The 22,814-nt window shown below is 67.0% G+C and carries 24 protein-coding genes; 11 read left to right on the top strand and 13 right to left on the bottom strand.

The window, feature by feature from the left end:
• The first annotated feature begins 104 nt into the window (after positions 1-104).
• From pcaF to ASE02_RS10175, 7 genes are all read left to right on the top strand, one after another.
• Positions 105-1,313, top strand: a complete 1,209-nt coding sequence (pcaF, locus tag ASE02_RS10205; RefSeq protein WP_056733790.1) for a 3-oxoadipyl-CoA thiolase — start codon at positions 105-107, stop codon at positions 1,311-1,313.
• Position 1,314: 1 nt separating this feature from the next.
• Positions 1,315-1,872: a hypothetical protein gene (locus ASE02_RS10200; protein WP_056733789.1), complete on the top strand. Its 558-nt coding sequence runs from the start codon at positions 1,315-1,317 to the stop codon at positions 1,870-1,872.
• Positions 1,873-1,887: 15 nt separating this feature from the next.
• Positions 1,888-3,036 carry an acyl-CoA dehydrogenase family protein gene (locus ASE02_RS10195; protein ID WP_056733788.1) on the top strand — a complete coding sequence of 383 codons (1,149 nt, stop codon included), beginning with the start codon at positions 1,888-1,890 and terminating at the stop codon, positions 3,034-3,036.
• Positions 3,036-3,317 carry a DUF3253 domain-containing protein gene (locus ASE02_RS10190; protein WP_056733786.1) on the top strand — a complete coding sequence of 94 codons (282 nt, stop codon included), beginning with the start codon at positions 3,036-3,038 and terminating at the stop codon, positions 3,315-3,317. The genes ASE02_RS10195 and ASE02_RS10190 overlap by 1 nt, the downstream gene beginning before the upstream one ends.
• Before the next feature lie 23 nt (positions 3,318-3,340).
• Positions 3,341-3,928, top strand: a complete 588-nt coding sequence (locus tag ASE02_RS10185; RefSeq protein WP_056733784.1) for a uracil-DNA glycosylase family protein — start codon at positions 3,341-3,343, stop codon at positions 3,926-3,928.
• Positions 3,925-4,962, top strand: coding sequence for an alpha/beta hydrolase (locus tag ASE02_RS10180; RefSeq protein ID WP_082601988.1), 1,038 nt, complete (start codon positions 3,925-3,927; stop codon positions 4,960-4,962). The genes ASE02_RS10185 and ASE02_RS10180 overlap by 4 nt, the downstream gene beginning before the upstream one ends.
• 62 nt (positions 4,963-5,024) lie before the next feature.
• Positions 5,025-6,101, top strand: a complete 1,077-nt coding sequence (locus tag ASE02_RS10175) for a Glu/Leu/Phe/Val dehydrogenase dimerization domain-containing protein (RefSeq protein WP_056733781.1) — start codon at positions 5,025-5,027, stop codon at positions 6,099-6,101.
• A 67-nt stretch (positions 6,102-6,168) separates the two neighbouring features.
• Here the strand turns inward: ASE02_RS10175 and ASE02_RS10170 are convergent, their stop codons facing one another.
• Both ASE02_RS10170 and ASE02_RS10165 read right to left on the bottom strand, forming a co-directional pair.
• Positions 6,169-6,633, bottom strand: coding sequence for a carboxymuconolactone decarboxylase family protein (locus ASE02_RS10170; protein WP_056733779.1), 465 nt, complete (start codon positions 6,631-6,633; stop codon positions 6,169-6,171).
• Positions 6,634-6,715: 82 nt separating this feature from the next.
• Positions 6,716-6,931, bottom strand: a complete 216-nt coding sequence (locus ASE02_RS10165) for a hypothetical protein (protein WP_056733777.1) — start codon at positions 6,929-6,931, stop codon at positions 6,716-6,718.
• Positions 6,932-7,040: 109 nt separating this feature from the next.
• On the opposite strand from ASE02_RS10165, the gene ASE02_RS10160 reads away from it, so the two are divergent.
• Positions 7,041-8,330 carry a lanthionine synthetase LanC family protein gene (locus ASE02_RS10160; protein WP_056733776.1) on the top strand — a complete coding sequence of 430 codons (1,290 nt, stop codon included), beginning with the start codon at positions 7,041-7,043 and terminating at the stop codon, positions 8,328-8,330.
• On the opposite strand, the gene ASE02_RS10155 is transcribed toward ASE02_RS10160, so the two are convergent.
• The 3 genes from ASE02_RS10155 to ASE02_RS10145 all read right to left on the bottom strand — a co-directional run bounded on the left by ASE02_RS10155 (position 8,327) and on the right by ASE02_RS10145 (position 12,581).
• Positions 8,327-9,661, bottom strand: a complete 1,335-nt coding sequence (locus ASE02_RS10155; RefSeq protein ID WP_235536663.1) for an MFS transporter — start codon at positions 9,659-9,661, stop codon at positions 8,327-8,329. The genes ASE02_RS10160 and ASE02_RS10155 overlap by 4 nt on opposite strands.
• Before the next feature lie 185 nt (positions 9,662-9,846).
• Positions 9,847-12,114: a xanthine dehydrogenase family protein molybdopterin-binding subunit gene (locus ASE02_RS10150; protein ID WP_056733774.1), complete on the bottom strand. Its 2,268-nt coding sequence runs from the start codon at positions 12,112-12,114 to the stop codon at positions 9,847-9,849.
• Positions 12,111-12,581, bottom strand: a complete 471-nt coding sequence (locus tag ASE02_RS10145; protein WP_056733771.1) for a (2Fe-2S)-binding protein — start codon at positions 12,579-12,581, stop codon at positions 12,111-12,113. Before ASE02_RS10145 ends, ASE02_RS10150 begins: the two co-directional genes overlap by 4 nt.
• Positions 12,582-12,763: 182 nt before the next feature.
• Between ASE02_RS10145 and ASE02_RS10140 the strand changes: the two genes are divergently transcribed.
• Entirely contained in the window at positions 12,764-13,246 is a 483-nt protein-coding gene (locus ASE02_RS10140) for an SRPBCC family protein (protein WP_056733769.1), read from the top strand.
• 3 nt (positions 13,247-13,249) lie between these two features.
• Here the strand turns inward: ASE02_RS10140 and ASE02_RS10135 are convergent, their stop codons facing one another.
• Together ASE02_RS10135 and ASE02_RS10130 are read right to left on the bottom strand one after the other, a co-directional pair.
• Complete coding sequence (locus tag ASE02_RS10135; RefSeq protein WP_156406005.1) at positions 13,250-13,708, bottom strand: hypothetical protein; 459 nt, start codon at positions 13,706-13,708, stop codon at positions 13,250-13,252.
• Positions 13,709-13,712: 4 nt separating this feature from the next.
• Positions 13,713-14,444 (bottom strand): hypothetical protein, encoded by a 732-nt coding sequence (locus ASE02_RS10130; RefSeq protein ID WP_056733765.1) that lies wholly within the window; start codon positions 14,442-14,444, stop codon positions 13,713-13,715.
• Between the two features lie 112 nt (positions 14,445-14,556).
• On the opposite strand from ASE02_RS10130, the gene ASE02_RS10125 reads away from it, so the two are divergent.
• Positions 14,557-15,063, top strand: a complete 507-nt coding sequence (locus tag ASE02_RS10125) for a DUF1993 family protein (protein WP_056733763.1) — start codon at positions 14,557-14,559, stop codon at positions 15,061-15,063.
• 165 nt (positions 15,064-15,228) lie between these two features.
• On the opposite strand, the gene ASE02_RS10120 is transcribed toward ASE02_RS10125, so the two are convergent.
• From ASE02_RS10120 to ASE02_RS10100, 5 genes are all read right to left on the bottom strand, one after another.
• Positions 15,229-15,891, bottom strand: a complete 663-nt coding sequence (locus ASE02_RS10120; protein WP_056733761.1) for a TetR/AcrR family transcriptional regulator — start codon at positions 15,889-15,891, stop codon at positions 15,229-15,231.
• A 54-nt stretch (positions 15,892-15,945) separates the two neighbouring features.
• On the bottom strand, positions 15,946-17,121 hold the full coding sequence (locus ASE02_RS10115) for a VWA domain-containing protein (protein ID WP_056733759.1): 1,176 nt from the start codon (positions 17,119-17,121) through the stop codon (positions 15,946-15,948).
• Between the two features lie 108 nt (positions 17,122-17,229).
• On the bottom strand, positions 17,230-17,586 hold the full coding sequence (locus ASE02_RS10110) for a MerC domain-containing protein (protein ID WP_056733757.1): 357 nt from the start codon (positions 17,584-17,586) through the stop codon (positions 17,230-17,232).
• Positions 17,587-17,689: 103 nt separating this feature from the next.
• Positions 17,690-18,985: a hypothetical protein gene (locus ASE02_RS10105; RefSeq protein WP_056733756.1), complete on the bottom strand. Its 1,296-nt coding sequence runs from the start codon at positions 18,983-18,985 to the stop codon at positions 17,690-17,692.
• A 30-nt stretch (positions 18,986-19,015) separates the two neighbouring features.
• A complete protein-coding gene (locus ASE02_RS10100) occupies positions 19,016-21,439 on the bottom strand; it encodes a TonB-dependent receptor (protein ID WP_200957655.1) in 2,424 nt (807 codons plus the stop codon).
• A gap of 193 nt (positions 21,440-21,632) precedes the next feature.
• Between ASE02_RS10100 and ASE02_RS21975 the strand changes: the two genes are divergently transcribed.
• Positions 21,633-22,187, top strand: a complete 555-nt coding sequence (locus tag ASE02_RS21975; RefSeq protein ID WP_056733753.1) for a TetR/AcrR family transcriptional regulator — start codon at positions 21,633-21,635, stop codon at positions 22,185-22,187.
• On the opposite strand, the gene ASE02_RS10090 is transcribed toward ASE02_RS21975, so the two are convergent.
• A complete protein-coding gene (locus ASE02_RS10090; protein ID WP_056733752.1) occupies positions 22,184-22,678 on the bottom strand; it encodes a recombinase family protein in 495 nt (164 codons plus the stop codon). The genes ASE02_RS21975 and ASE02_RS10090 overlap by 4 nt on opposite strands.
• Positions 22,679-22,814: the final 136 nt, after the last annotated feature.

Raw genomic sequence — 22,814 nt, 5'->3', positions numbered from 1 at the left:
CCTAGACCATTTTCCGACGAAGTGGGCGCCGGTTCGTCGAAGAAAATGGTCCAATCAAAGAATCTTGAGCCGGCAAGGCCGGTTCGGAGCCGTAGGAAACCAGCATGCAAGGCCGGACTGTCTATCTGTGCGGAGGGCTCCGCAGCCCCATCGGCCGCTACGCCGGCGCGCTTTCCAAGGTCCGGGCCGACGATCTGGCCGCCCATCCGCTGAAGGCCCTCATGGCCGCCTATCCCAAGCTCGACTGGGAACGGGTGGACGAGGTGATCTATGGCTGCGTGAACCAGGCCGGTGAAGACAACCGCAACGTGGCGCGCATGGCGCTGCTGCTGGCGGGCATGCCGTCCAGCGTTCCGGGCATCACGGTGAACCGCCTCTGCGCCTCGGGCCTGGACGCGGTGATCGCCGGCGCGCGGGCCATCGCCTCGGGCGACGCCGACCTGATCGTGGCCGGCGGCGTGGAGAGCATGAGCCGCTCGCCCTTCGTCATGGCCAAGCCGGACACCGCCTTCTCGCGCAGCCCGGAGATCTACGACACCACCATCGGCTGGCGGTTCGTGAACCCGGCGATGAAGAAGGCCTATGGCGTCGACGCCATGCCTGAGACCGCCGAGAACGTGGCCGACGACTATCAGATCAACCGCGAAGACCAGGACGCCTTCGCCCAGCGCAGCCAGGCCCGCGTCGGCGCGGCCCGCGCCAAGGGATTCTTCGACGGCGAGATCGCGCCCCTCACCATCAAGGACCGCAAGGGCGACATCGTCGTCGCCCAGGACGAGCATCCGCGCCCCGACACCACGCTGGAGGCCCTGCAAGGCCTGAAGCCGATTGTCCGCGAGGGCGGCACGGTCACGGCGGGCAACGCGTCTGGCGTCAATGACGGCGCCGCGGCCCTGCTGCTGGCCTCGGCCGAGATGGTTCAGAAGCTGGGCCTCGAACCGCTGGCCCGTATCGAGGGCGGCGCGTCCGGCGGCGTCGCGCCGCGGATCATGGGCGTGGGGCCCATTCCGGCGGTGGAAAAGCTGACGGCGCGCCTGGGGATCACCGCGCGCGACTTCGACGTCATCGAGCTGAACGAAGCCTTCGCCGCCCAGGCCCTGGCCTGCACCCGCGCCTGGGGCCTGGCTGACGACGCCGCCCATGTGAACGCCCACGGCGGCGCCATCGCCATCGGCCACCCGCTGGGCGCTTCCGGCGCCCGCCTGGCGCTCACCGCCGCCCGCACCCTGCACCAGGGCGGCGGCGAGCGAGCCTTGGCGACCATGTGCGTCGGGGTCGGGCAGGGCTCGGCGCTCGCCCTGGCCAAGGCCTGATATGCGCATCATCGTCATTGCAGCCCTCGCTGCGGCCCTGGCCTCGGCGGCCCACGCGGAAACCCCGGCCTCGGCTCCAGCAGGGGCCAAGCCGCCGAGCAACCTGATCGAGGCGCTTCAGGCCGCGGGCCTGGATCCCCGCACCAAGGTCGAGGGCGCGTCGGTCCAGGTCATGCAGGGCCAGCGGGCGATCTTCCACCTGGACGCGGCGGGCAAGCCGGTCATGAACGGGGTCGACGCCGGGCGCATCGGCCTGGCGACCGCCGACGGCAAGGGCGAGACCTATAAGGGGCCGGGCGCCGGCAAGCTCGCCTTCGCGCTGGATTCCTCGCCCGAGAAGCGCCAGTCGATCATGAAGGTCTGGAACGGCCTGGCCCGTCCCGTCGCCTATGAGATCGAGATCACCGCCGTGCGCCAGGGCAAGCTGATGAAGCGGCTGGCCACGATCTGCACGGTTCCGGCCGGCGGCGCGACCCACGAGGCCTGGCCCGATCCGATCGTCAGCGTCACCCTTTCCAAGTTCGCCGAAACCCCGGCCGACAAATTCACCTGCCAATAGCCGAGACTTAAAGCCATGGCCCTCGACCTCGAAACCCGCGAGCAGCTGATCGACACGGTCCGCCGGTTCGTCACCGAACGTCTGCGTCCGTTGGAGGCCAAGGTCTCCGAGGACGACGCGATCCCGGCCGAGGTGATCGAGGAGATGAAGGCCCTCGGGCTGTTCGGCCTGTCGATCCCCGAGGAATACGGCGGGCTCGACCTGTCGATGGAGGACGAGTGCCTGGTGGGCGTGGAGCTGGGCCGCACCAGCCCGGCCTTCCGCTCGGCCTTCGGCACCAATGTCGGCATCGGCAGCCAGGGGCTGGTGATGTTCGGCACCGACGCCCAGAAGGCCAAGTACCTGCCGGGCGTCGCCTCGGGCGAGATCATCACCTCCTTCGCCCTGACCGAGCCGGAGGCCGGCTCCGACAGCGCCGCCGTCCAGACCAGCGCGGTTCGTGACGGAGATTTCTATGTCCTGAACGGCACCAAGCGCTTCATCACCAACGCCAACAAGGCCGACCTATTCACGGTCATGGCTCGCAGCGACGCGTCCAAGCCGGGCGGCGGCGGGGTCAGCGCCTTCCTGGTCGAGCGGAACCTGCCTGGCCTGTCGGTCGGCAAGCCCGAGAAGAAGATGGGCCAGCAGGGCGCGCACATCTGCGACGTGATCTTCGACAATGTCCGGGTGCCGGTCGAAAACCGCCTGGGCAATGAGGGCGAGGGCTTCAAGGTCGCCATGCAGGTGCTCGATCGCGGCCGCCTGCACATCTCGGCGATCTGCATCGGCGTGGCCGAGCGGCTGCTGGCCGACTGCGTGGCCTACGCCTCCGAGCGCAAGCAGTTCGGCCAGGCGATTTCGAACTTCCAGCTGATCCAGGGGATGATCGCCGACAGCAAGACCGAGGCCTTGGTCGCCAAGGCCATGACCATGGAGAGCGCCCGCAAGCGTGACGCCGGCCACAGCGTGACCTTGGAGGCCGCGGCCTCCAAGTACTTCGCCTCCGAGATGGTCGGCCGGGTCGCCGACCGGGCGGTGCAGATCTTCGGCGGCGCGGGCTATGTCGCCGACCACGGTATCGAGCGGTTCTATCGAGACGTACGCATCTTCCGGATCTATGAGGGCACCAGTCAGATCCAGCAGGTGGTCATCGCCCGCGAAACCATGAAACGAGGCGGCTGATGAGCGTCGATATGGAAGCCGTGATCCTAGAGGTCCTGGGCAAGCTCCCGGCCGGGAAATCGGCTTCGTCCGAAGAAGTGGCGCGCGCCGCCGATCCCGACGGCTGGCGGCGCCTGACCGGCCACGTGCGGGCGACCGCTCGCGGCCTGGCCCGTCAGGGCAAGATCGTCATCACCCGGCACGGCAAGCCCGCAGATCCGGAGAAGTTCAAGGGCGTCTATCGCCTGCGGATGCCGCTCGAGGGCGAGAACATCGCGCCCTCGCCGGAGGTGGCGAGCTAGGACGCAGTCCCTATATCGGCGTGATGAGCCTGGAGGCCCTTCTCGCCGATATCTCCGCCTGCCGAGCCTGCGCGGGTGAACTGGCCCATGAGCCGCGTCCCGTGACCATGGTCAGTGCGCAGACCCGGCTGCTGATCTGCGGCCAGGCCCCCGGCCGGCGGGTGCATGAGAGCGGCCTGCCGTTCACCGATCCCTCCGGCGATCGCCTTCGCGCCTGGATGGGCGTCGACGCGCAGACCTTCTACGGCCGGCCCGAGATCGGGGTGGCGGCCATGGCGTTCTGCTTTCCTGGCACCAATCCCAAGGGGGGAGACTATCCGCCGCCACCGCGCTGCGCCGAACTCTGGCGCGCGCCGTTGCTGGCCCGGTTGCCGAAGGTGGAGCTGACCCTGCTGGTCGGCGGCTATGCGCAAAGCTGGGCGCTGGGCGATGCGATGGGCGGCAACATGACCGATACCGTTCGGGCCTGGCGCGACTATGCTCCGGCGGCGGTTCTGCCCATGCCGCACCCGTCATGGCGCAATACCGGCTGGTTGAAGCGCAACCCGTGGTTCGAGGAAGAGGTTACGCCTTATCTTCGTCAACGGGTCCTGGAGATCCTCGCGTCGTGAAACGTCTCGCCGCCATATCCGCCGCTATGATGCTCAGCGCCTGTACGCCGCTGATGATCCAGCAGGCCGGCGCTCCGCCCATGGGCTTTCAGGGGCCGCGCCTGGAGCGCGACGTCTTCGTCTCCTTCGACGGAACCCGGCTTGGCCTGAGCCGCTGGGAGGCGCAGGGCGAGCCCAAGGCGGTGGTCGTCGCCCTGCACGGGATGAACGACTACGCCAACGCTTTCCATCTGGCCGCGCCCTATTGGGCCCAGAACGGCGTGACCACCTACGCTTTCGACCAGCGGGGCTTCGGGCGCTCGCCCAATCGCGGCATCTGGGGCGGCGACGACCTGATGGTCGAGGACCTGCGCACCATCACCGCCGTGGTCCGAAACCAGCATCCCGGCGTGCCGGTGATCGTGGCCGGCGAGAGCATGGGCGGGGCGGTTGCCATCGAGGCCTTCGCCTCCGACCGTCCGCCCGCCGCCGACCGCTTGATCCTGATGGCGCCGGCCGTCTGGGGCTGGTCGAACCAACCGCTGCCGTACAAGACCATGCTGTGGCTGGCCGCCCGGTTCACGGCGGGCAAGGTCTATGAGCCGCCGCGCTGGCTGACCCGGCGCGTGAAGCCGACCGACAACCGCGACGAGCTGATCGCCATGGGCCGCGACCCGCTGATGGTCTGGGGCGCGCGCTCCGACACCCTCTACGGCCTGGTGGCGATGATGGAGCGGGCCTGGGGGGCGGCTGGAGGGATCAAGGTCCCGACCCTCTACATCTACGGCGCCAATGACGAAATCATCCCCGAGGAGCCGTCCTTCGAAGCCGCCGCGAAGCTGAAGGCCACGGACCGCTCGGCCTACTACGCCAAGGGCTGGCACTTGATGACCCGCGACCATCAGGGGCCGGTGGTCTGGGCCGATCTGCTGTCCTTCATTCGCGACCCACAGGCCCCGCTGCCATCGGGCGCGCCGACCATCCCCGGCTCGCCGACCTTGCCCAACGCGCTCATCGAAGCGGAGGGCCGGGTCAAGGCTCAAGCAGGCTTGTGAACCCGCTGGCAGGGGCGTAGAGGCAAGGGCAATCTCTTCCAATGTCTCGCGGCGAGTGCGGTATGACCTTGTTCGATTCCCCGGCTTTCGAAGGCCACGAAGGCGTCCATTCGTTCTTCGACGAGAAAACCGGCCTCAAGACAATCATCGCCGTGCACTCCACGGCGCGCGGCCCGGCCGCTGGGGGCTGCCGCATGTGGCCCTATGTCAGCGCCGACGCGGCGCTGGAGGACGCGCTGCGGCTCTCGCGCGCCATGTCCTACAAGAACGCCATGGCCGACCTGGAGCTGGGCGGCGGCAAGGCCGTGATCATCGGCGACAGCCGGACCATGAAAACTCCGGCCCTGTTCGAGGCGTTCGGCCGCGCGGTCGACACCCTGAGCGGCAGCTATTGGACAGCCGAGGACGTCGGGGTCTCGCCCGCCGACCTGATGAGCGCCCGCAAGCAGACCCGTTTCGTCGCCGGCCTCGAGGGCCATGCGGCCGCCTCCGGCGATCCCAGCCCGGTGACCGCCGAGGGCGTGTTCCGCGGCGTGCGGCTGGCGGTGCGGCGCGCCCTGAACCGCGACCTGGACGGGGTCACCGTGGCCATCCAGGGCGTCGGCCATGTCGGCGCCTACCTGGCCGAGAAGCTGCATGCGGCCGGCGCCAAGCTGATCATCACCGACGTCAATGAAGCGGCCCTGGCGCAGATCGCCGCCCGGACCGGCGCGCAGATCGTGGCGCCCGGCGCGATCTTCGATGTCGAGGCGGACGTCTTCGCGCCGTGCGCCCTGGGCGGGGCGATCAACGCCACGACCCTGCCGAAGCTAAGGGCCAAGGTCATCGCCGGCGGCGCCAACAACCAGCTCGCCGACCCTGAGATCGGCCGCCAGGTGTTCGAGCGCGGCATGCTCTACGCCCCCGACTACGTGATCAACGGCGGCGGCATCATCAATGTGGCCGGAGAAATCCGGGCGCTGGAGCGCGACGAAGCCTTCGACGCCGCTTGGGTGGCGGCCAAGCTCGACCGCCTGACCGCGACGCTGGAGGAGGTCCTCGACCGCGCGGTGGCCGAGGCCCGTCCGACCCACGAGGTCGCCAACGAAATGGCCAAGGCCCGGATTGATCAGGCCGAGGCCGAACGGCTCGCGGCCTAACCGGTTTCGTCATCCTCCGGATCAGCCTGCGGCTGACCGGAGGATGACGAGCGTGGAGATGCGGCCCTTAAGCCGCCTTCTCAGCCGACCACTTGCGCGGGTGCTGCGAGCGGAAGCCGACGGCCAGGCGGTTCCAGACATTGATCGCGCCGATCAGCATGGTCAGCTTCACGGCTTCGGCCTCGTCGAACTCTTCGCGCATCACGGCGTAGTCGGCGTCCGGCGCGCGGGTCTGGGCGATCAGGGTCAGGGACTCGGTCCAGGTCAGGGCCGCCTTCTCGCGCGGCGTGAACAGCGAGGATTCCCACCAGGCGGCCAGCAGGTGCAGGCGCTCTTCGCTCTCGCCCGACGCGCGCGCGTCGCGGGTGTGCATGTGCAGGCAGAAGGCGCAGCCGTTGATCTGCGAGGCGCGGGTCTTCACCAGTTCGATCAGGCTGTGCTCAAGGCCCGAGGAGACCACGGCAGTCTCGAGCGCGGTCATGGCCGCGATCATTTCAGGGGCGGCGGCGAAGGGGTTCAGGCGGGCAGACATGGGGGAGGTCCTTGTTGCGGCGTCGCCGACGTGCGGCTTTGACAACAGGACGGAGCAGCCGGCCCCGGTGTGACACCTGCGCTTAGAGAAAACGCGGCAGGACGTAGATCGCCATCAGCACCAGCGCCAGGATCAGCAGGATCGCGCCGGCATGTTTGCGCCCGCCCAGCACGGACCCGCCGGTCTTGGCGGCGCGCGCCGCCTTGGCCTGCGCGGCGCGGGCCGCGGCCTCGCGCGCCTGGATGGCCTTGCGGCGCTCGTTCAGGTCGACGACCTGGGGCTTTTCTTCGCGCTTCATAGTCATCGATCTAGCACGCCGTTGCGACCAGGCCACCCGTGGGGTGCGTTGACAGACAGTGTTCCTCAAGCCCACACCGAAGCCAACGATAAGAGTGGGAGGACGCCGGATGGGCGACTACATGCAGGCCGCGCTGGAAGCGGTGAACTTCATCGACGCCCAGCGGCTGGACGGCCGGGCCAAGTGGCGTTGCGCCGATGATGCGCCGGCCTCGAACTACGACCTTTATCGTGGGTCTTCAGGCATCATTCTGCTGCTGCTGGAACTTCACGCGGCGCATGGATCGGCCGAGGTGCTGGCCCAGGCGGTCGCCGCCGGCGAAGAGGTCGCCGCTCACCTGGCTCGCGTTGGTGATCTGCCGGTCAGCACCTGGCCGGGCTACGCCTTCGCCATGAGCGAGCTGGCCCGGGTGAGCGGCCGCGAGGATTTCCGCGCCCTGGCCGGGACCTGCCTGCAACGGATGCGCGATCAGGCCACGCCGCTGGGCGCCGGCATCGGCTGGATCGAGCCCGCGCCGTTCTCGGAAATCACCGGCTTCAAGGGCGAGCGCGAAATCTACGACCAGTCGGTCGGCGCGGCGGGCGCGGGCCTGGCCATGCTCTATGGCCATCGCAACGATCTGCACCCCGAGGCTCTGGGCTGGGCGGTGGCGGTCGGCGAGCGGCTGCTGGAGGTCGGCGAGGCCGATCCGGACGGCACGCGCTGGCGGCTGATGTCGGACATGCCGTTCGCGTTCACCGCCCCCAACTTCGCCCATGGCGGCGCGGGCGTCGGCTACTTCATGGCCGAGCTCTACAAGGCCACCGAGGACGAGCGCTATCTGACCGCGGCCAAGGAGGCGGCGCGCTACGTGCTCAGCCGCGCCACCTCGGTCGGCGACGGCCGGCTGGTCTGCCACACCGAAGAGGCGCGCAAGCCGATCTTCTATCTGGGCGCCTGCCATGGCCCGGCGGGCACCGGGCGGCTGTTCCTGGAACTCTACGCCATCACCGGCGAGGCCCAGTGGCTGGAGGAAGCCAAGGCCCTGACGCGCGGCCTGCTCAGCCTGGGCGCGCCGGAAACGCGCTCCAAGGGCTTGTGGAACAACCACGGCCAATGCTGCGGCGATGCGGGGGTCGGGGAGTATGCGCTGCTGATGGCGCGCCGCACCGGCGAGGAGGCCTATCTCGATCTGGCCCGCCGCTGCGCCAAGGTGATCGTGGCCGGCAGCACCCTGGACGGCGATCAGCGCCGCTGGATCCAGGCCGAGCATCGCGACCGTCCCGAGTTCGTGCAGGCCCAGACCGGCTACATGCAGGGCGCGGCCGGCATCGCCAGCTTCCTGGTCCATCTGGATACGGCCCTGGCCGGCCAGCCGGTGAAGATCGCGCTTCTCGACTGGCCGCAGGACGCCGGCTAGGCGAGACGGGCGGTCCTGGGTTCCTTGACCAGCGCGATCAGCACGACCAGGGCCGCCACCAGGAACGCGATGGAGATCGAGAACATCGGGCCGTAGCCGAGGGTCGAGGAGATCACGCCCCCCAGCAGCGGTCCGATGGAACCCATGATCCCCTCGGCCGTAGCCGAGAAGGCGATGCGCATCGGCATCTCGTCGCGCTCGCCGAACTCCAGGATCATGGTGCCCGCGCTCATCATGTAGCCCGACTGCGCCGCCCCCAGGCCGAAGAAGGCCATGAAGATCGGCATGAAGTCGTGGGCCCCCATCAGCAGAACGGTCGAACCGATCCAGAGCAGCAGCGACAGCAGCATGACCAACCGGAAGCCGGTCTTGTCGCCAAGATAGCCCCAGACCAGGTTCGAGATGGTGTCGGCCCCGAGGAACGCCAGCGAGAGTAGGCCGAGGTTCTTGCCGTTCAGCTCGATCGTCGACGAGGCGAACAGCACGTAGAACGGCACCGCCATGCGCGCGGTGATCGCCAGCATCTGCACGATCATGAAGTAGAGGAAGCCCTTCTCGGCCAGCAGGGCCGGGAAGTCCTTGAACCGGTCGATCAGCCGCGAGCGGGGCCGCACGGTCGGCGGTTCCGGCTCGATCATCAGCAGGCGCAGCGCCGTCAGGCCAAGACTGGTCAGGGCGAAGGCGAAGATGAAGGTGGTCGAGTAGCCGTTGCCGAACAGGTTCGCGTCGATGAAGTAGCGCCCGGCGAGATAGGCCAGGCCCGCCGCGATCAGGCCGCCGGTGGCGTTGCGCCAGGCCTGTAACCGCCCGCGCCGGCTGATCGGGATCACCTTGGCCAGCAGCATGGAGAACACCACCCGCTGGGTGCCCATGAACAGGCCGAACAGGAACATGAAGCCGATGATGGCGACCACCCGGCTCTGGCCCGACAGGAACCAGCCGGCCAGGGCCATGCCGATGATCTGCATCCGGGCCAGGCCGCCCATCCACAGGGCGGCGGGCATCACCTTGGTGCGGTGCTCGATCTGGTTGGCGCCGACGATGGGGCTGAGCACCCCGCCCAGTTGCTGCAGCGCCAGGCCCAGGCCGACGACAGTGTTCGAACCTGACAACATATGCAGATAGGCGGGCAGGAAGGTCGGGGCGTTGATCAGCCGGAAGCCGGTCATGCCCAGCATGCCGTGCAGATAGTGGCCGACATAATTGCGCTTCAGATTGTCCCAGACGAACTTTTCGTAGGCGGCTTCTTTTTCCGCCAGGCTGGGTTCGGTCGCGATAACGGCGCCAGGCGCGGCCTCAGCCACGCCCTCTTCTTCAAATTTTGATTCCAACAGCGTTCCGTCCGCGCGCGGATCGCAATGGGTCGCGCGGGCGACTCCCTAATTATAACGGCTTAAATCTAATACCGACCGTCGTAGCAGAGTCTTGGGAAGCGGGGGAAGGGCTTGGCGCGCAAAGGCTTGAGTACGCCGCGCCGCTACGCGAACCTGTCTCCTCGCCGCCACAGGCGGAGCGCTCAAGCCTTGGTCTTGAGCGCCGCGAGCACCGCGTCAGAGCGGATCGGCAGATGCCGAACCCGCGCGCCGCTGGCGTGGAAGATCGCGTTGCCGATAGCGGGGCCGACGACGGTGGTCGCCGGTTCGCCCAGGCCGACCGGAGCCTCCGTGCTCTCCACAAACTCGACCTCGATGTCCGGCACGTCGGCCATCCGCAGCGGGGTGTAGGAGTCTAGGTTGGTGTCCTGCACCTGGCCGCCCGAGAACTGCGTGCCTTCGAACAGCGCCAGGCTCATGCCCCACAGCGCCGCGCCTTCCATCTGGGCCAGGGCGCCGTCCGGCGAGACGATGGTGCCGGCGTCGACCACCAGGGTCAGCTTCTCGACTTTCACTGCGCCGGTGGCTGGATCGACATTGACCCTGGCCGCGCAGGCGATCCAGGTCGGCATGTCGCGCTCCTGGCCAAATGTGGTGGCCAGGCCCAGGCCGGTGTTTTTGGGCAGGACCCCGCCCCAGCCGACCTTCTTGGCCAGCCGGGCGAGCACCGCGGCCTGCCGCTTGGCGCCGCCGACGGCGTTGGGCGCGGAGCCGGCGTTGCGGCCGGCGGCGTCCAGCAGGGCCAGGCGGAAGGCCAGCGGATCCTTGCCGGCCGCCTGGGCCGCCTCGTCCATGAAGCTTTCGACCGCCCAGTTGGTCCAGCCAGGCCCGACCGAGCGTAGCCAGCCCGGCCGGAACGCCCGGTTGGCGAGGTCGTTGGGCACCGCGCGCACCCGCTGGGCGCCGACGCTGTACCAATGGTTGGCGCCGCTGATGGCGAAGGGGTCGTAGGCGACGTCGTTCGCGCCCTTGGGCATGAAGAACGGAGCCATCACCTGGGTCGGCCAGCCGGCCGCGGCGGCGTGGTCCATGGCGGTGACCTTGCCGCCCTCGCCAAACGCCATCTTCACGACCTGGACCGACGGCGAGCGGAACGAGTCGAACAAAGCGTCGTCGGCCCGGGTGCAGACCATCTTCACCGGCTTGCCGACAGCCTTGGCGGCCAGCGCGGCAGGCACCGCATAGTCGCCGTTCAGCCGCCGGCCGAAGCCGCCGCCCAGCATGTAGGACTTCAGGACGATCTTGTCCTCGGGCCGGCCCAGCGCCTTGGCCAGCCAGGGCAGCACCAGCGATTGCCACTGGTTGCCGGTGTGGATCTCCATCACCCCGTCCTTCTCGAAGGCCAGGGCGTTGACCGGCTCCATCTGGAAGTGAAGGGCGCTGGCGGTGGTGTAGGTGCGTTCCAGCTTCGATTTGGCGGCGGCGAAGGCGGCGTCGACGCCGGGATCCTCGACCACCAGCGCGCCGGCCTTCGGGTCGGCGATGAGTTCCGCCGAGCGTTTCTGAAGGTCGGCCTCGGAGGTCTTGGCGGTATCGCCCGCGCTCCAGTTCACTTTCACCAGATCGCAGGCGCTGCTCGCGGCCACGAAGCTGTCGGCGAACACCATGACCCAGCCGGGCACGGTGTCTGACGGATCGTCCAGGGCCAGGCTGCTGATGTAGCCGGGCACCGCCTTGGCGGCGGAGTCGTCGATGGAGACCACCTTCGACCCGTTGCGGGTCGGCGGAATCTTCGGCCGCGCGTAGACCATCCCCGGAACCTTGGCGTCGAGGCCATAGCGCGCCGTGCCGTTGACCTTGGCGGGGATGTCCAGCTGGTGCGAGGCCTTGCCGATCAGCCGTCGCTCCGTCGCGGGCTTGATCGGCAGCTTGCCGATCTCCTCGGCCGTGAAGGTTCGGCTCATATTCCCACGGGTGACGATGTCGCCGTAGGAGATCGACTTGCCGCCACCGCTGACCATGCTGCTGCGCGCGGTGCAGGCCTTGGGATCGACGCCCAGCAGCTTGGCGCCTTCCTCGATCAGGGTGATGCGGCCGGCCGCGCCGGCCTGGCTCATCAAGGGATAGCTCTGCCAGACCGACCAACTGCCGCCGGTGACCATCAGCCCCCACTTGGCGGCGGAATCGACGTGGTCGATCTTCACCTTCGACCAGTCGGCCTCAAGCTCGTCGGCGACGATGCGGGCGATGGCGGTGCCGACGTGTTGACCCATCTCGGCGCGGATGACGTTGACGGTCACCGTGCCGTCGCGGCCGATGCGATACCAGATGGTCGGCTCATAGCCCTCGGCGGCGGCTGCGCCGGTCGGGGCGGCGAGGCCCATCATGGCGCCGGCGGCGGCCACGGTGATCAGGAAGCCGCGTCGCGAGGTCTCCAGCGCGGGCGGGGGCGTAATCGGGATGGCGTTCATGCCTTGCTCCCTTGCGGGCCGGCGGCGGCGAGCTTGATCGCCTTCTTGATGCGGACATAGGCCATGCAGCGGCACAGATTGCCGTTCATGGTGTCGTTGATTTCGGCGTCGGTGGGGTGGGGCGTGGCCTTCAGCAGCGCCGCGGCCTGCATGATCTGGCCCGACTGGCAGTAGCCGCACTGCGGGGCCTGGGCCTCGATCCAGGCGGTCTGCAGGGGATGCGCGCCCTTGGGATCCAGGCCCTCGATGGTGGTGATCTTGGCCCCGGCGACGGTGCTCAGCGGCGTCACACAGGAACGCACCGCCTCGCCGTTCAGGTGCACGGTGCAGGCGCCGCACATGCCGATGCCGCAGCCGAACTTGGTGCCGGTCAACCCGACCTCGTCGCGGATGGCCCAGAGCAGGGGCGAGTCGTCTGGAGCTTTGAGCGTGACCTTGCGGCCGTTGATCTCGAACGTCGTCGTCATGCGGCCCTGGCCTCCAGACGGTTCAACTCTCCAGCCCAGCGGACGCCAACCTCGGCCGGGGCGCAACCTTTTTCCGTACGCTTGGCCAGCCTTGGGATGGATGCGAAAAACTTGGCCCCGCCTGTAGGATCGCGTCGGCCCGCTTCGTCCTTGCCATGAACCCCCTGCGATAGGAGATCGCCATGACGACGCCGCAAACGCTCCCCGCCGACGACCGCGACCTGGTGCTGACCCGTATCATCGACGTGCCGCGCGAGAAGCTGTTCCGCGCCTGGACCGAGGCCGATGTCCTGAAGCAGTGGTTCGCGCCCAAGCCGTTCACCACGCCGTTCGCCGAGCTGGACGTGCGTGCGGGCGGGAGCAACCGCATCACCATGCGCGATCCCGACGGGAACGATTACCCGAACGCCGGGGTCTATTTGGAGGTCGTCCCGAACGAGAAGCTGGTCTTCACCGACGCCTTCACCGAGGCCTGGGCCCCGTCGGCCAAGCCGTTCATGACCGTCGTCCTCACCTTCGAGGACCTGGGCGGCGGCGCCACCAAGTACGTCGCTCGCGCCCAACACTGGACGATCGAGGATCGCGAGACCCACGAGAAGATGGGCTTCATGGAAGGCTGGGGCCTCTGCACCGACCAACTCGCCGAGGTGGCCGGGAAACTCTGAGATCTAGACGGGGGCGACGGCGTTCATGAACGCCGCGCCCTCGGCCGTGTAGGCGCCGCTCGGCCCGATGGCCAGGTGCTGAAGAACGGCGGCGCGGAAGGCTTTCCCGATCCCCCGCTGCTTGTGATTGCAGTCCACATCGAGCGCCTTGGAGCGCATCGGCGGCCCGCCGCCGGTCGTGTAGAATTCCCAGGCGGCGTAGGGCCGTTGGTCGTGGAGGCATCGGGCGATCACAATACACCGATGATCGAAGCTGGCCTGTTGAGCGCGAAGATCGTCGGCGTCCGGCTGACGCAGGGTCGCGAGCAACTCCGCCGGGCCAAAGACCGCCTCGAATGTCCGGCCGGCCGCCGAGAACGTTCCCATCGAGCTGCCCACCGGCGCCGCGGCGATCGCGCAGAGGCCCGCGTGGGCGTGCATGTCGACAGGGTCGCGCCTTGGCAAGGTTGGTGCGTAGGTCACGCGATCAGGCCCACAGGTCCAGCTCGGCCGTCATTGTCTCCACCAGCTCCATGACCTGGGGCAGCGGAATGCAGCGGCCCAGCCGCTCGGCCTCGTGGGTGGCGACATAGATGCCGATCCACTGCAGCAGGGTGCGGTCGCCGCGTTCGGCGCGCAGGGCGACCGGTCCGCCGGAGCAGCCGGCGCCGCCGATGCCGTCGACATGGAAGGCGAACGGATTGAGCCGATAGTCGGTGGCCAGCGTAAATCCCCGCGCGATGGGCGCGCTGCGCAGGATCGCCGCGCCGCCGGGGAAGCCGTAGATCAGGCCCGCCGACCCCGCGGTCAGCGGCAGGCCTTGCGTCACCACGTCGTAGTCGCCCCAGGTCCCGGGCATGTTGATCGCGGGCGGACGCGAGGGCAGCCGTACCGGCACCCCGGCCACGTCGATGGAGGCGTTGTGGGTGTCCTGATGCCAGCGGAACAGCGGGGTGGTTCCGTCATAGAGCGGCACGCTGAAGCCCAGGGCCTCGCAGTCGAGATCGTGGCCGTAGGTTTCCGACCAGGTCGGCTCGGTCCCGCGGTTCTTGAAATAGAAGGTGTTGGGCCGCAGCAGGCAGTGCAGGGCGGTCAGCACGATGTAGCGGTCGCCTTCGACATGGTAGAGGAAGCCGGAGAACACCTGGTGCGGCTCCCCGCTCTTGAGGCGGGTGGCGAAGCGGGGCGTGGCGATGGCGAACGGGTCGATGAGATCCATTTGGCGAGGCTAAGGCCGGTCGCCGTCGTTCGTCGAGATAGGTTGATCGAGCAGCGTCGGCGCGAAGCCTGTAGAACCTGCCCGCGAGTCGTTTGGACCCGTTGGAGCACCCATGACCCTTTCCATGTACCAGGCCTCGGCCCCTGTCTTCATTCAAGGCCTGACGGGTCTGGGTGTCGTGATCGACAAGGCCGCGGCCCACGCCGCTGAGCGCAAGATCGACCCCGCCGCCCTGCTGCAGGCCCGGCTCTATCCCGACATGTTCCCGTTCACCCGCCAGGTGCAGATCGCCACCGACTTCGCCAAGGGCGCCATAGCGCGGCTGGCCGACGTGGAGTTCCCCACCTACGAGGACACCGAGGCGAGCTTCGAAGAGCTGAAGGCCCGGGTCGAGAAGACTATCGCCTTCATCCGCACGCTTGACGCGGCGCAGGTCGACGGTTCGGAAGATCGCGACATCGCCCTGGTCCGCCGTGGCGAGACCACCATCGTCAAGGGGCAGGCCTATCTGCTGGAGCAGGCCGCGCCGAACTTCTATTTCCACATCACCACGGCCTACGCGATCCTGCGCCACAACGGCGTCGAGGTCGGCAAGCGCAACTTCATGGGCGCGGCCTAGGCGTCCAGGAGCCGGGAGGAAGTTCTTCCCGGCCACCCACCTCGATCGTCATCACTGGGCTTGTCCCGGTGATCCATACACGCGGACCCATCCCGGAGGTGTCCCCGCGTGCAGTGTCTATGGATGGCCGACACAAGAGGTCGGTCATGACGAACTGAGAGGGAGCTAGGCCAGGAACCCGGCTTCGGCGAAGTCGAGCATCCGCTTCAGCAGGCCGTCGACGTCGCCCTCGCGGGTGGCGCCGTCCGACAGCACGTGCAGGCGGTCGAACTCGGCGAAGCGGTTGTTGTGGACCATGCCCAGGCAGAAGTGCAGCCGCCAATAGATGGTTTCGCGCGGCAGGTCGGGGCAGGCGCTGATCAGGGCGTCGGAGAACCGCGCCAGGTGGCTGACGTCGCTGGTCAGGGCCTCGCGCATCTCGGCGGTGCCCTCGCTGCGCGAGCGGATGATGAACTGGACCGAGATCCGCCGATCATTGTCGGGCGTGGCCCATTTCAGCGGCGGGGCGAACAGCGCCTCGAGGATGTCGCGCACCGGCGGCTTGCCGGCGTTGCGGTCGTTGGCCTCGTGCAGCATCCGGGCGCGTTCGCGGTTCAGCTCCGCCGTGCGCCGGCGGAAGATCTCGAACAGCAGGGCGTCCTTCGACCCAAAGTGGTAGTTCACCGAGGCGAGGTTCACGCCGGCGGCGGCGGTGATGTCGCGGACCGAGACGTTCTGGAAGCCGTGCAGCGCGAACAGGCGCTCGGCCGCGCAGAAGACCGCGGCCTTGGTGGCGGCCTCGTTGGCCTCTCCGGTATCGTTGACTGGGACGGTGTCCACTGGGCGAATCTCTCAGGTGTCACACCAGCTTAGCAGGTGTGACCTAAACCGCGATGCGGCGCGCTAGCGCGCCAACTCCCGCATCGCCTTGTCGAGGCCCTCGATGGTGAGCGGGAACATCCGATCGCCGACGAGTTGCTTCATGACTTCGATCGACGGGGTGTAGTCCCAATGCCGCTCGGCGGTGGGGTTCAGCCAGACCGTGTGCTCGTAGATCTGGGCCACGCGGTCCATCCAGATCGCGCCGGCCTCTTCGTTCCAGTGCTCCACCGAGCCGCCCGGATAGGTGATTTCGTAGGGGCTCATCGTGGCGTCGCCGACGAAGATCACTTTGTAATCGCTGGAATATTTGTGGAGGATGTCCCAGGTGTTCAGCTTCTCGGCGTGACGGCGCCGATTGTCCTTCCACACGCTCTCATAGAGGCAGTTGTGGAAGTAGTAGAATTCCATGTTCTTGAACTCGGTCCGCGCGGCCGAGAACAGCTCCTCACAGACCTTGATGTGGCTGTCCATCGAGCCGCCGATGTCGAAGAAGATCAGGACGCTGATCTTGTTGCGACGTTCCGGGCGCAGCTGGATATCCAGATAACCCTTCTCGGCGGTGCCCTTGATGGTGCCGTTCATGTCGAGTTCTTCGGCGGCGCCGTCGCGGACCCATTTGCGCAGCCGGCGCAGGGCGACCTTGATGTTGCGGGTGCCGAGCTCGACCGAGTCGTCGAGGTTCTTGTACTCGCGCTTGTCCCAGACCTTGATCGCCTTGCCATGGCGACCCTTGTCCTGGCCGATGCGCACGCCCTCGGGATGATAGCCGTTGGCGCCGAACGGCGAGGTGCCGCCAGTGCCGATCATCTTGTCGCCGCCCTCGTGGCGTTCCTTCTGTTCCTTCATGCGCTCGGCCAGCGCTTCCATCAGCTTGTCGAAGCCGCCCATGGCCTCAATCTGCGCCTTTTCTTCCTCGGTCAGGAACTTCTCGGAGATCTTCCGCAGCCATTCTTCCGGGATGTCGGCCGTGCCGACGCCCTCGACCTTGTCCAGGCCCTTGAAGACGTGGCTGAACACCTGGTCGAACTTGTCGAGGTTCTTCTCGTCCTTCACCAGCGCCGAGCGCGAGAGGTAGTAGAAGTCCTCGACCTTCCGATCGATCACCACCTTGTCGAGCGCCTCCATCAGCATGAGGTACTCTTTCAGCGACACCGGGACCTTGGCTTCGCGCAGCTCGGTGAAAAAGCGCATGAACATGGGCAGGCTTCCCAAATAGGGGGACGAACAGACGTTTGACTTCCGAAGATGAAGCCGCCGACCCTCGTTGTCCAGCGCGCCTTGTACGGACTATGGCCGGCAGGCGATCTAGTGCGCGTGCTGGCGCTTCCAGTTGACGATATGGGCCCCGGCCAACAGCAGGCTGCCGCCGACGGTCAGCGGAGTCTCCCAGGCGTGAAGCGGCCATAGCCCGAGGCCCATCAGGGTGAGACCGCTGAGCGCCAGCAGGATCACCGCCGGCGCCTGGCCTCGCCGCCAAAGGGCCAGGGCCGAGAGCGGCGCAGCCATGACGATGACCAGGACGTGGACCCACTCGGCCTCCGCCCAGGCCGCCAGGAGGGGGGAGAACGCGGCGACCAGGGGGAGGACCAGGCAGTGAGCCATGCAGAGGCCGGACAGGCTGATGGCGGAGGCGTCGAGCAGGGACGTGGAAGCGGTCTTCAAAAATCCCTCGCTCGGCTGGCCGTCATCGTCGCGGCTCGAGCGATGTAATATTATAACGTTTCAGTTTCAACCGGGGCGGCTGGATTTTTCACCCCGACGGTTCCTAGTGACGTGCGGGTTTTCCAAACCGCTGGCGAAAGTCCTTGATTTCTATGGAGAAGTCATCCCGGGCGAGGAACTCGCTGTCGGTCAGCTTGGGCTGCTCGCCGCCGCGATACCAGGCGGCGTATTGGGGCACGTCGCCGGAGAAGGCCTTGTAATAGGTCGAGTAGGTCCGCACCCGGATCGCAGGGGTCGCGCCGCTCATGTCGAAGGTCATGAAACGCATCCAGCCGTCGCCGATCCCCACCGGGTAGGCGGTCTTCACGCCAGCGGCGATCGCCGTCTGGCCGCGGTCTTGATAGTCGGCCAGCAATTGGTGGACCGCGAACCCGCCGGCGCCGGGGTCGGCGCGATAGGCTTGGCCATGCTGGTGGCCGTTGAGCACCAGGAAGATTTGATCGTGGCGGCTGAGAAGCTTCTTCCAGACAGCTTCAGGGTTGTTGTGCTCAGCGTGCACCATGGCCATGTCGACCATCGGATTGGGCGCGCGTTCGCCGTTGGTGTTCAGATGGTCGTGGATGCTGATGATGGTCGGCAGGCCGCGGTGGTCATTGATGACCTTGGCGACCCAGGCCAGCACGTCGTCGCTCGGCGCCATTTCCAGGCCGATGTGCAGGAATTTGTAGCCCCCGGCCGTGAAGATTTGGGCGCTGTCGGCGCCGCCATTGTACGAGGCGACGTACCAGGGCTTGTCCTTGAAGAAGGCCGTATCGGCCCCGAACACCTCGCGCCAGTTATCCAGCCCGCCGGGGTGCAGCATGCCGTAGGGACGGGGGTGATCGCCCGGGTTCATGAAGTCCTTGATCGGCAGGTGGCGCGAGTCCGTCCACATCGCGTCGTAGTCGTGATTGCCCGGGACGACCGAGAACGGTGTCTTGCCGGCGATGATGTCGAAGCCCTGCTTGGCCGTCGGCATCTCGACGGTTCTGGTCTTGTCGGTGGGTGCGAAGTGGGTGTCGAGGATCGGGTTAGCCCCGGCGCTGACCCCGAACTTGGCGTGGGCCTCGTCGAACTTCTTGGTCTGGTGCTGCCAGGTGTCGCCCAGCGAGGTGACGAAGGCGATATCGCCGCCGTTGGCCTTCAGGCGGCCTTCGATGTAGCGCATCTGTTGGAAGAACAGGTCGCGCGCGTCGAAGGGAAAGCCCTCGGCCGTCTGGTGGCTGTAGTCCACATAGTTCTGGGTGTCGGGGATCACCGCGAGCGTGAAGCTCTCGTCCCTGGACCAAGCCACGGCGGGCGCGGTCAGCGCCGCGGTGGCGGCGAGCGCCAGCACGAAGCGGCGGGTTTTGCCGATCATTGGAATCTCTCTGGTTGCAGGATGTAAGGGCTAGAACTCGAGGCCGAATTCGATTCCGAAGGTGCGCGGCGCGCCGGCGATCATGGTGGGCGTTCCGAAGTTCTCGCCCGAGTTGCCGGCGTCGAGCAGGTACTTCTCGTCGAGCAGGTTGTCGGCGAACAGCCGCGCGCTCCAGCCCGCCGCCTGATCGCGGATCCCCAAGTTGCCGCTGACGAAGATGTGGCCGTCGTCCATCTTCGGCGCGACGTTCTCGTTGTCGAAATAGACCTTCGACTGGTAGCGCACGCGTCCGGAGAAGAACGCCGAGAGGTTTCCGCTGATCGGCCGTTCCGCGTTCAGGCCGATGGCGGCCTGGTACTCCGGCGAAATGCGGAAGCGGTTGCCCGAGAAGTCGCCCTCCGACGACTTGAAGTCGTCGAACCCGCCGTCGAGATAGGAGAAGTTGGCGAACAGATCGACACCGTCGGTGATGAGATAGGCGCCTGCGAACTCGAACCCAGTCGCGCTGGCCGAACCGGCGTTGACCGACCGCTGGCCGAGGGTCGGGTTGCTGGGGTCGATGAGTTCGACGGTCTGGAAGTCTTTCCAGGTGTAGTGGAAGAGGGCCGTGTCGAAGCGGAAGTGGGCGTAGGCGCCCTTCAGTCCGACTTCGTAGTTCCAGAGTTGCTCGGGATCGACCGATGAGACGCCCCCCTTGCGGTCGGCCTCGAGGAAGCCGGAGCGCTGGCCTTTGGCGACGCCGACATAGGCGTGCAGACCGTTGCTCAGTTCGTATTGCACCGAGAACCGCGGCAGGACGCCGTCGAAGCTGTCGCTTCCGGACATGGCTCCGTTGGTCGCCGCGAACATCAGGTTCTTGGGCGCCGCCGCGTAGGCCCCCGGAAGCGCGGCTTGCAAGGCGCCGTAATAGGCGCTGAAGAGCGCATGGCTCGGATTGGTGGCGCTGAAGGTCGGATCAAGGGCCTTGAACTTGGCCGCCACCGCTGTGGAGACGCTGGAGTACACGCCGAGCTTGATCAGTCCGGCCTGTCCCACCGCCGGCTGATTGGAGATGAACCGTCGTTCGTTGCGCACGAAGCGAACGCCGCCATTCGCCTTGAGACGGTCGGTGAAATCATAGGTCACGTCGACGAAGGCCGAGATGTCGGTCTTGCGGCCGCCTTGCTCGCGATACTCCCGGCGATTGGGATCGAGCGTAATCCCCATCGACGGCGGGAGCACGAGTTGGTTGGGCTGGCCGTTGGGCAGCACGAAAACGCCGCTTGAGAGGATGCCGAAGATCGGTTCGCTGAAGGTCAGGCCGATGGTCTCATCCACCGTCTCGCGGATATAGCTGAGGCCGGCGAAGCCCTGCAGGCGCTCGCCTGCCGTGAAATTGACCCGCGCTTCCTGGTAGAGGCTCGAGGTCTTGTTGTTGATGTCGCTGTCGACGAACGCGACGAAACCGCCGTCCAAGTCGAAATATTGCTGGTAGTCATATTCCCGGTAGCCGGTGATCGAGCTGAAGCTCACCTTGTCGTTCAGTTCGGCCTCGATCAGCAGCGTGCCGCCGTAGACGTTTCGCGAGAACTTCGAGGGCTTTCGGGGAGCCTGATAGGTCTCCTTGAAGTAGTCGGCATGGCCGCCGCTCGGCGTCGGAATGGTCAGGCTGGTGAACTGCGTGCCGGTCGGATTGTCGTCCTGGAAGTAGCCGACCAGGGTGACGCTGAGCTGGTCGGTGGGTTCGTACTTGAACGAGCCGCGCGCGGCGGTGGTGTCCTGGCCCATGTAGTCGTCGGCGTCGCCGCCGGTCGCGGCTCTGTTCTTGATGTAGCCGGTGCGCTCTTCGTGGAAGCCGGCGATCCGGAACGCCGCGACGTCGGAGATCGGCACGTTCACAGCCCCCTCGATCCGGCGATAGTCCAGGTTTCCGACCGCGCCGTTGAGGTAGCCGGCAAACTCCATCTGCGGCTTGCGGGTGATCAGCGACAGGCCGCCGATCTGCGACGCGGTGCCAAACAGAGTGCCCTGGGGGCCGCGCACGATTTCAATGCGATCCATGTCGTAGATCGCCATCTGCGCGCCTTCCCGGCGGCTGATATCGACCCCGTCGAGATAGGTGGAGACCGCCGATTCCGAGCCCGCACCCGACTCGTCGGAAGTGATGCCCCGGATGCTGATGCTGGGCGCCGCCGGGCTCTGGTTCTTGTAGTTGGTGCTGGGCGCCAGACTGGCCACGTCCTCGATCGACCTCAGGCGCATGCGCTCCATGCTCTGGCCGCTAAAGGCCGAGATGGCGATCGGCACGTCTTCCAAGGCCTCGGCGCGCTTCTGGGCGGTGACGATCACCTCCTCCAGCGTGCCGGCCGGTTCAGCCTCTTCGGCCAAGGCCGGAGCGGCGATCAACAGCACCGAGGCGAGCGAGGCGAAATACGCGGCGCGGTTCGCCAATCGCCAACCGCGAACACGCGACATCGCCCGTGTGCGCTCAATAGATAGATCCGACATCATTGACGCCCCTTGCCAACTCAAATTACGTTCGGGCCGTGTAACGATAATGGATGATGGTTTTGCGACGGTGACATTCCGAGACCGCGACAATCCGCAAGCTGAGCCGCCGCCGTCCGCTTCGGCCAAGCGTGGCCGTGGCCGGCCTCGCGATGACTCGATGGAGCCCGCGATTCTGGCGGCCGGTTGGGAACTTCTGGCCGAGCGCGGCTATGCGGGAATGTCATTCGAAGAGCTGGCCGAACGCGCGGGGTGCAGCCGTCCGGCCCTCTATCGTCGCTTCGCCAATAAGCGCGAACTCGTCATCTGGATGCTGGACAACGCCAATCGCGACACCGACCCGCAGCTCTCGGCCAGGGTCGCGCCGCGTACGGTGCTGATTGAGAATCTCTGGGGCCTCGTGCGCCACCTCGACGGCCCCGCCGGGATCGCGACCCCCGAACTGGCTCAGGCCCGCCGCCGTGATCCGGAACTTTCCGCCGCGCTTGATGCGCTCTATCAGCGGGAGAGGCGGCCTTATGTCGTCGCGCTCGACGCAGCCTTCGCCGGCGCCCTGCCGGCGGCGGAGGTTTCAGCGTTCGTCGACAACATGATCGGCGCGGTGCTGTTTCGCGCCGGATCGCTGCGGCAGAAGATCTCGCGGCGGCAAGTTCAACAGCTGGTCGATCAAACGCTCGCTGCGGCGCACGCGATCGTTGACGGGATGCGAGCCTAGGCCGGCTGGGTCTTGAGCTTGCGCCAGACGGTCATGCGCGACACGCCCAGGCGCCGGGCGATCTCGACCGGGCCGACGCCGGCGGCCTGCAGGGCGCGGATGTCCTCAGTCGGCGCGCCCTTGCGGCGACGCGAGACCCACGGGGGTTCGACGGAGGCCACGGCTTCCAGCGCCGCGCGCAGCGCCCGGCCGCCTTCTCCCAGGGTGGAGAGCTCGGCCTGCGCGATGAACAGGCTCGCGCCCCGGGCTTCGAGCCGGTCCAGGAAGTCCAGGAGGTCTCGGGACGACGAGCCAAGGTGGACCAGGCGCGTGACGACCAATTGGTCGCCATCGCTGATGAAGTCCAAAATCGAGTTCAGGACCGCGGAGTCGTCGGACATCGGGCAGACGGGCTCTTCAGCCCGGACCACATGACATCCGATCGACTTCAAGGTCGCAGTGTCTTCCGCCGAACGCTCGTCGCGCAGGCGGACATATCCGATTTTCAGCATCCCACCCGTCGCCAGTAGCTACTGCGATGATTGTCACGGAACCTGACAAAACACAGCGCCAGCGTCAAAGTCCCGCTTGTTAATTCGTCGCAATATTTCTCTAATTTCCATTAGAGATTCAGGGAAACTGGAAAGA

Origin of the sequence: Phenylobacterium sp. Root700, from assembly GCF_001429025.1 — a bacterium.
In the GTDB taxonomy this organism is placed as follows: domain Bacteria; phylum Pseudomonadota; class Alphaproteobacteria; order Caulobacterales; family Caulobacteraceae; genus Phenylobacterium.
This window is presented reverse-complemented; position numbering and strand designations above follow the sequence as displayed.

Bases quoted from the DNA above. Each gene is read 5' to 3' on its own strand.
- pcaF (WP_056733790.1), top strand. From the start codon at position 105: ATGCAAGGCCGGACTGTCTATCTGTGCGGAGGGCTCCGCAGCCCCATC.
- ASE02_RS10200 (WP_056733789.1), top strand. From the start codon at position 1,315: ATGCGCATCATCGTCATTGCAGCCCTCGCTGCGGCCCTGGCCTCGGCG.
- ASE02_RS10195 (WP_056733788.1), top strand. From the start codon at position 1,888: ATGGCCCTCGACCTCGAAACCCGCGAGCAGCTGATCGACACGGTCCGC.
- ASE02_RS10190 (WP_056733786.1), top strand. From the start codon at position 3,036: ATGAGCGTCGATATGGAAGCCGTGATCCTAGAGGTCCTGGGCAAGCTC.
- ASE02_RS10185 (WP_056733784.1), top strand. From the start codon at position 3,341: ATGAGCCTGGAGGCCCTTCTCGCCGATATCTCCGCCTGCCGAGCCTGC.
- ASE02_RS10175 (WP_056733781.1), top strand. From the start codon at position 5,025: ATGACCTTGTTCGATTCCCCGGCTTTCGAAGGCCACGAAGGCGTCCAT.
- ASE02_RS10170 (WP_056733779.1), bottom strand. From the start codon at position 6,633: ATGTCTGCCCGCCTGAACCCCTTCGCCGCCGCCCCTGAAATGATCGCG.
- ASE02_RS10165 (WP_056733777.1), bottom strand. From the start codon at position 6,931: ATGAAGCGCGAAGAAAAGCCCCAGGTCGTCGACCTGAACGAGCGCCGC.
- ASE02_RS10160 (WP_056733776.1), top strand. From the start codon at position 7,041: ATGGGCGACTACATGCAGGCCGCGCTGGAAGCGGTGAACTTCATCGAC.
- ASE02_RS10150 (WP_056733774.1), bottom strand. From the start codon at position 12,114: ATGAACGCCATCCCGATTACGCCCCCGCCCGCGCTGGAGACCTCGCGA.
- ASE02_RS10145 (WP_056733771.1), bottom strand. From the start codon at position 12,581: ATGACGACGACGTTCGAGATCAACGGCCGCAAGGTCACGCTCAAAGCT.
- ASE02_RS10140 (WP_056733769.1), top strand. From the start codon at position 12,764: ATGACGACGCCGCAAACGCTCCCCGCCGACGACCGCGACCTGGTGCTG.
- ASE02_RS10130 (WP_056733765.1), bottom strand. From the start codon at position 14,444: ATGGATCTCATCGACCCGTTCGCCATCGCCACGCCCCGCTTCGCCACC.
- ASE02_RS10125 (WP_056733763.1), top strand. From the start codon at position 14,557: ATGACCCTTTCCATGTACCAGGCCTCGGCCCCTGTCTTCATTCAAGGC.
- ASE02_RS10115 (WP_056733759.1), bottom strand. From the start codon at position 17,121: ATGTTCATGCGCTTTTTCACCGAGCTGCGCGAAGCCAAGGTCCCGGTG.
- ASE02_RS10105 (WP_056733756.1), bottom strand. From the start codon at position 18,985: ATGATCGGCAAAACCCGCCGCTTCGTGCTGGCGCTCGCCGCCACCGCG.
- ASE02_RS10100 (WP_200957655.1), bottom strand. From the start codon at position 21,439: ATGTCGCGTGTTCGCGGTTGGCGATTGGCGAACCGCGCCGCGTATTTC.
- ASE02_RS21975 (WP_056733753.1), top strand. From the start codon at position 21,633: ATGGAGCCCGCGATTCTGGCGGCCGGTTGGGAACTTCTGGCCGAGCGC.
- ASE02_RS10090 (WP_056733752.1), bottom strand. From the start codon at position 22,678: ATGCTGAAAATCGGATATGTCCGCCTGCGCGACGAGCGTTCGGCGGAA.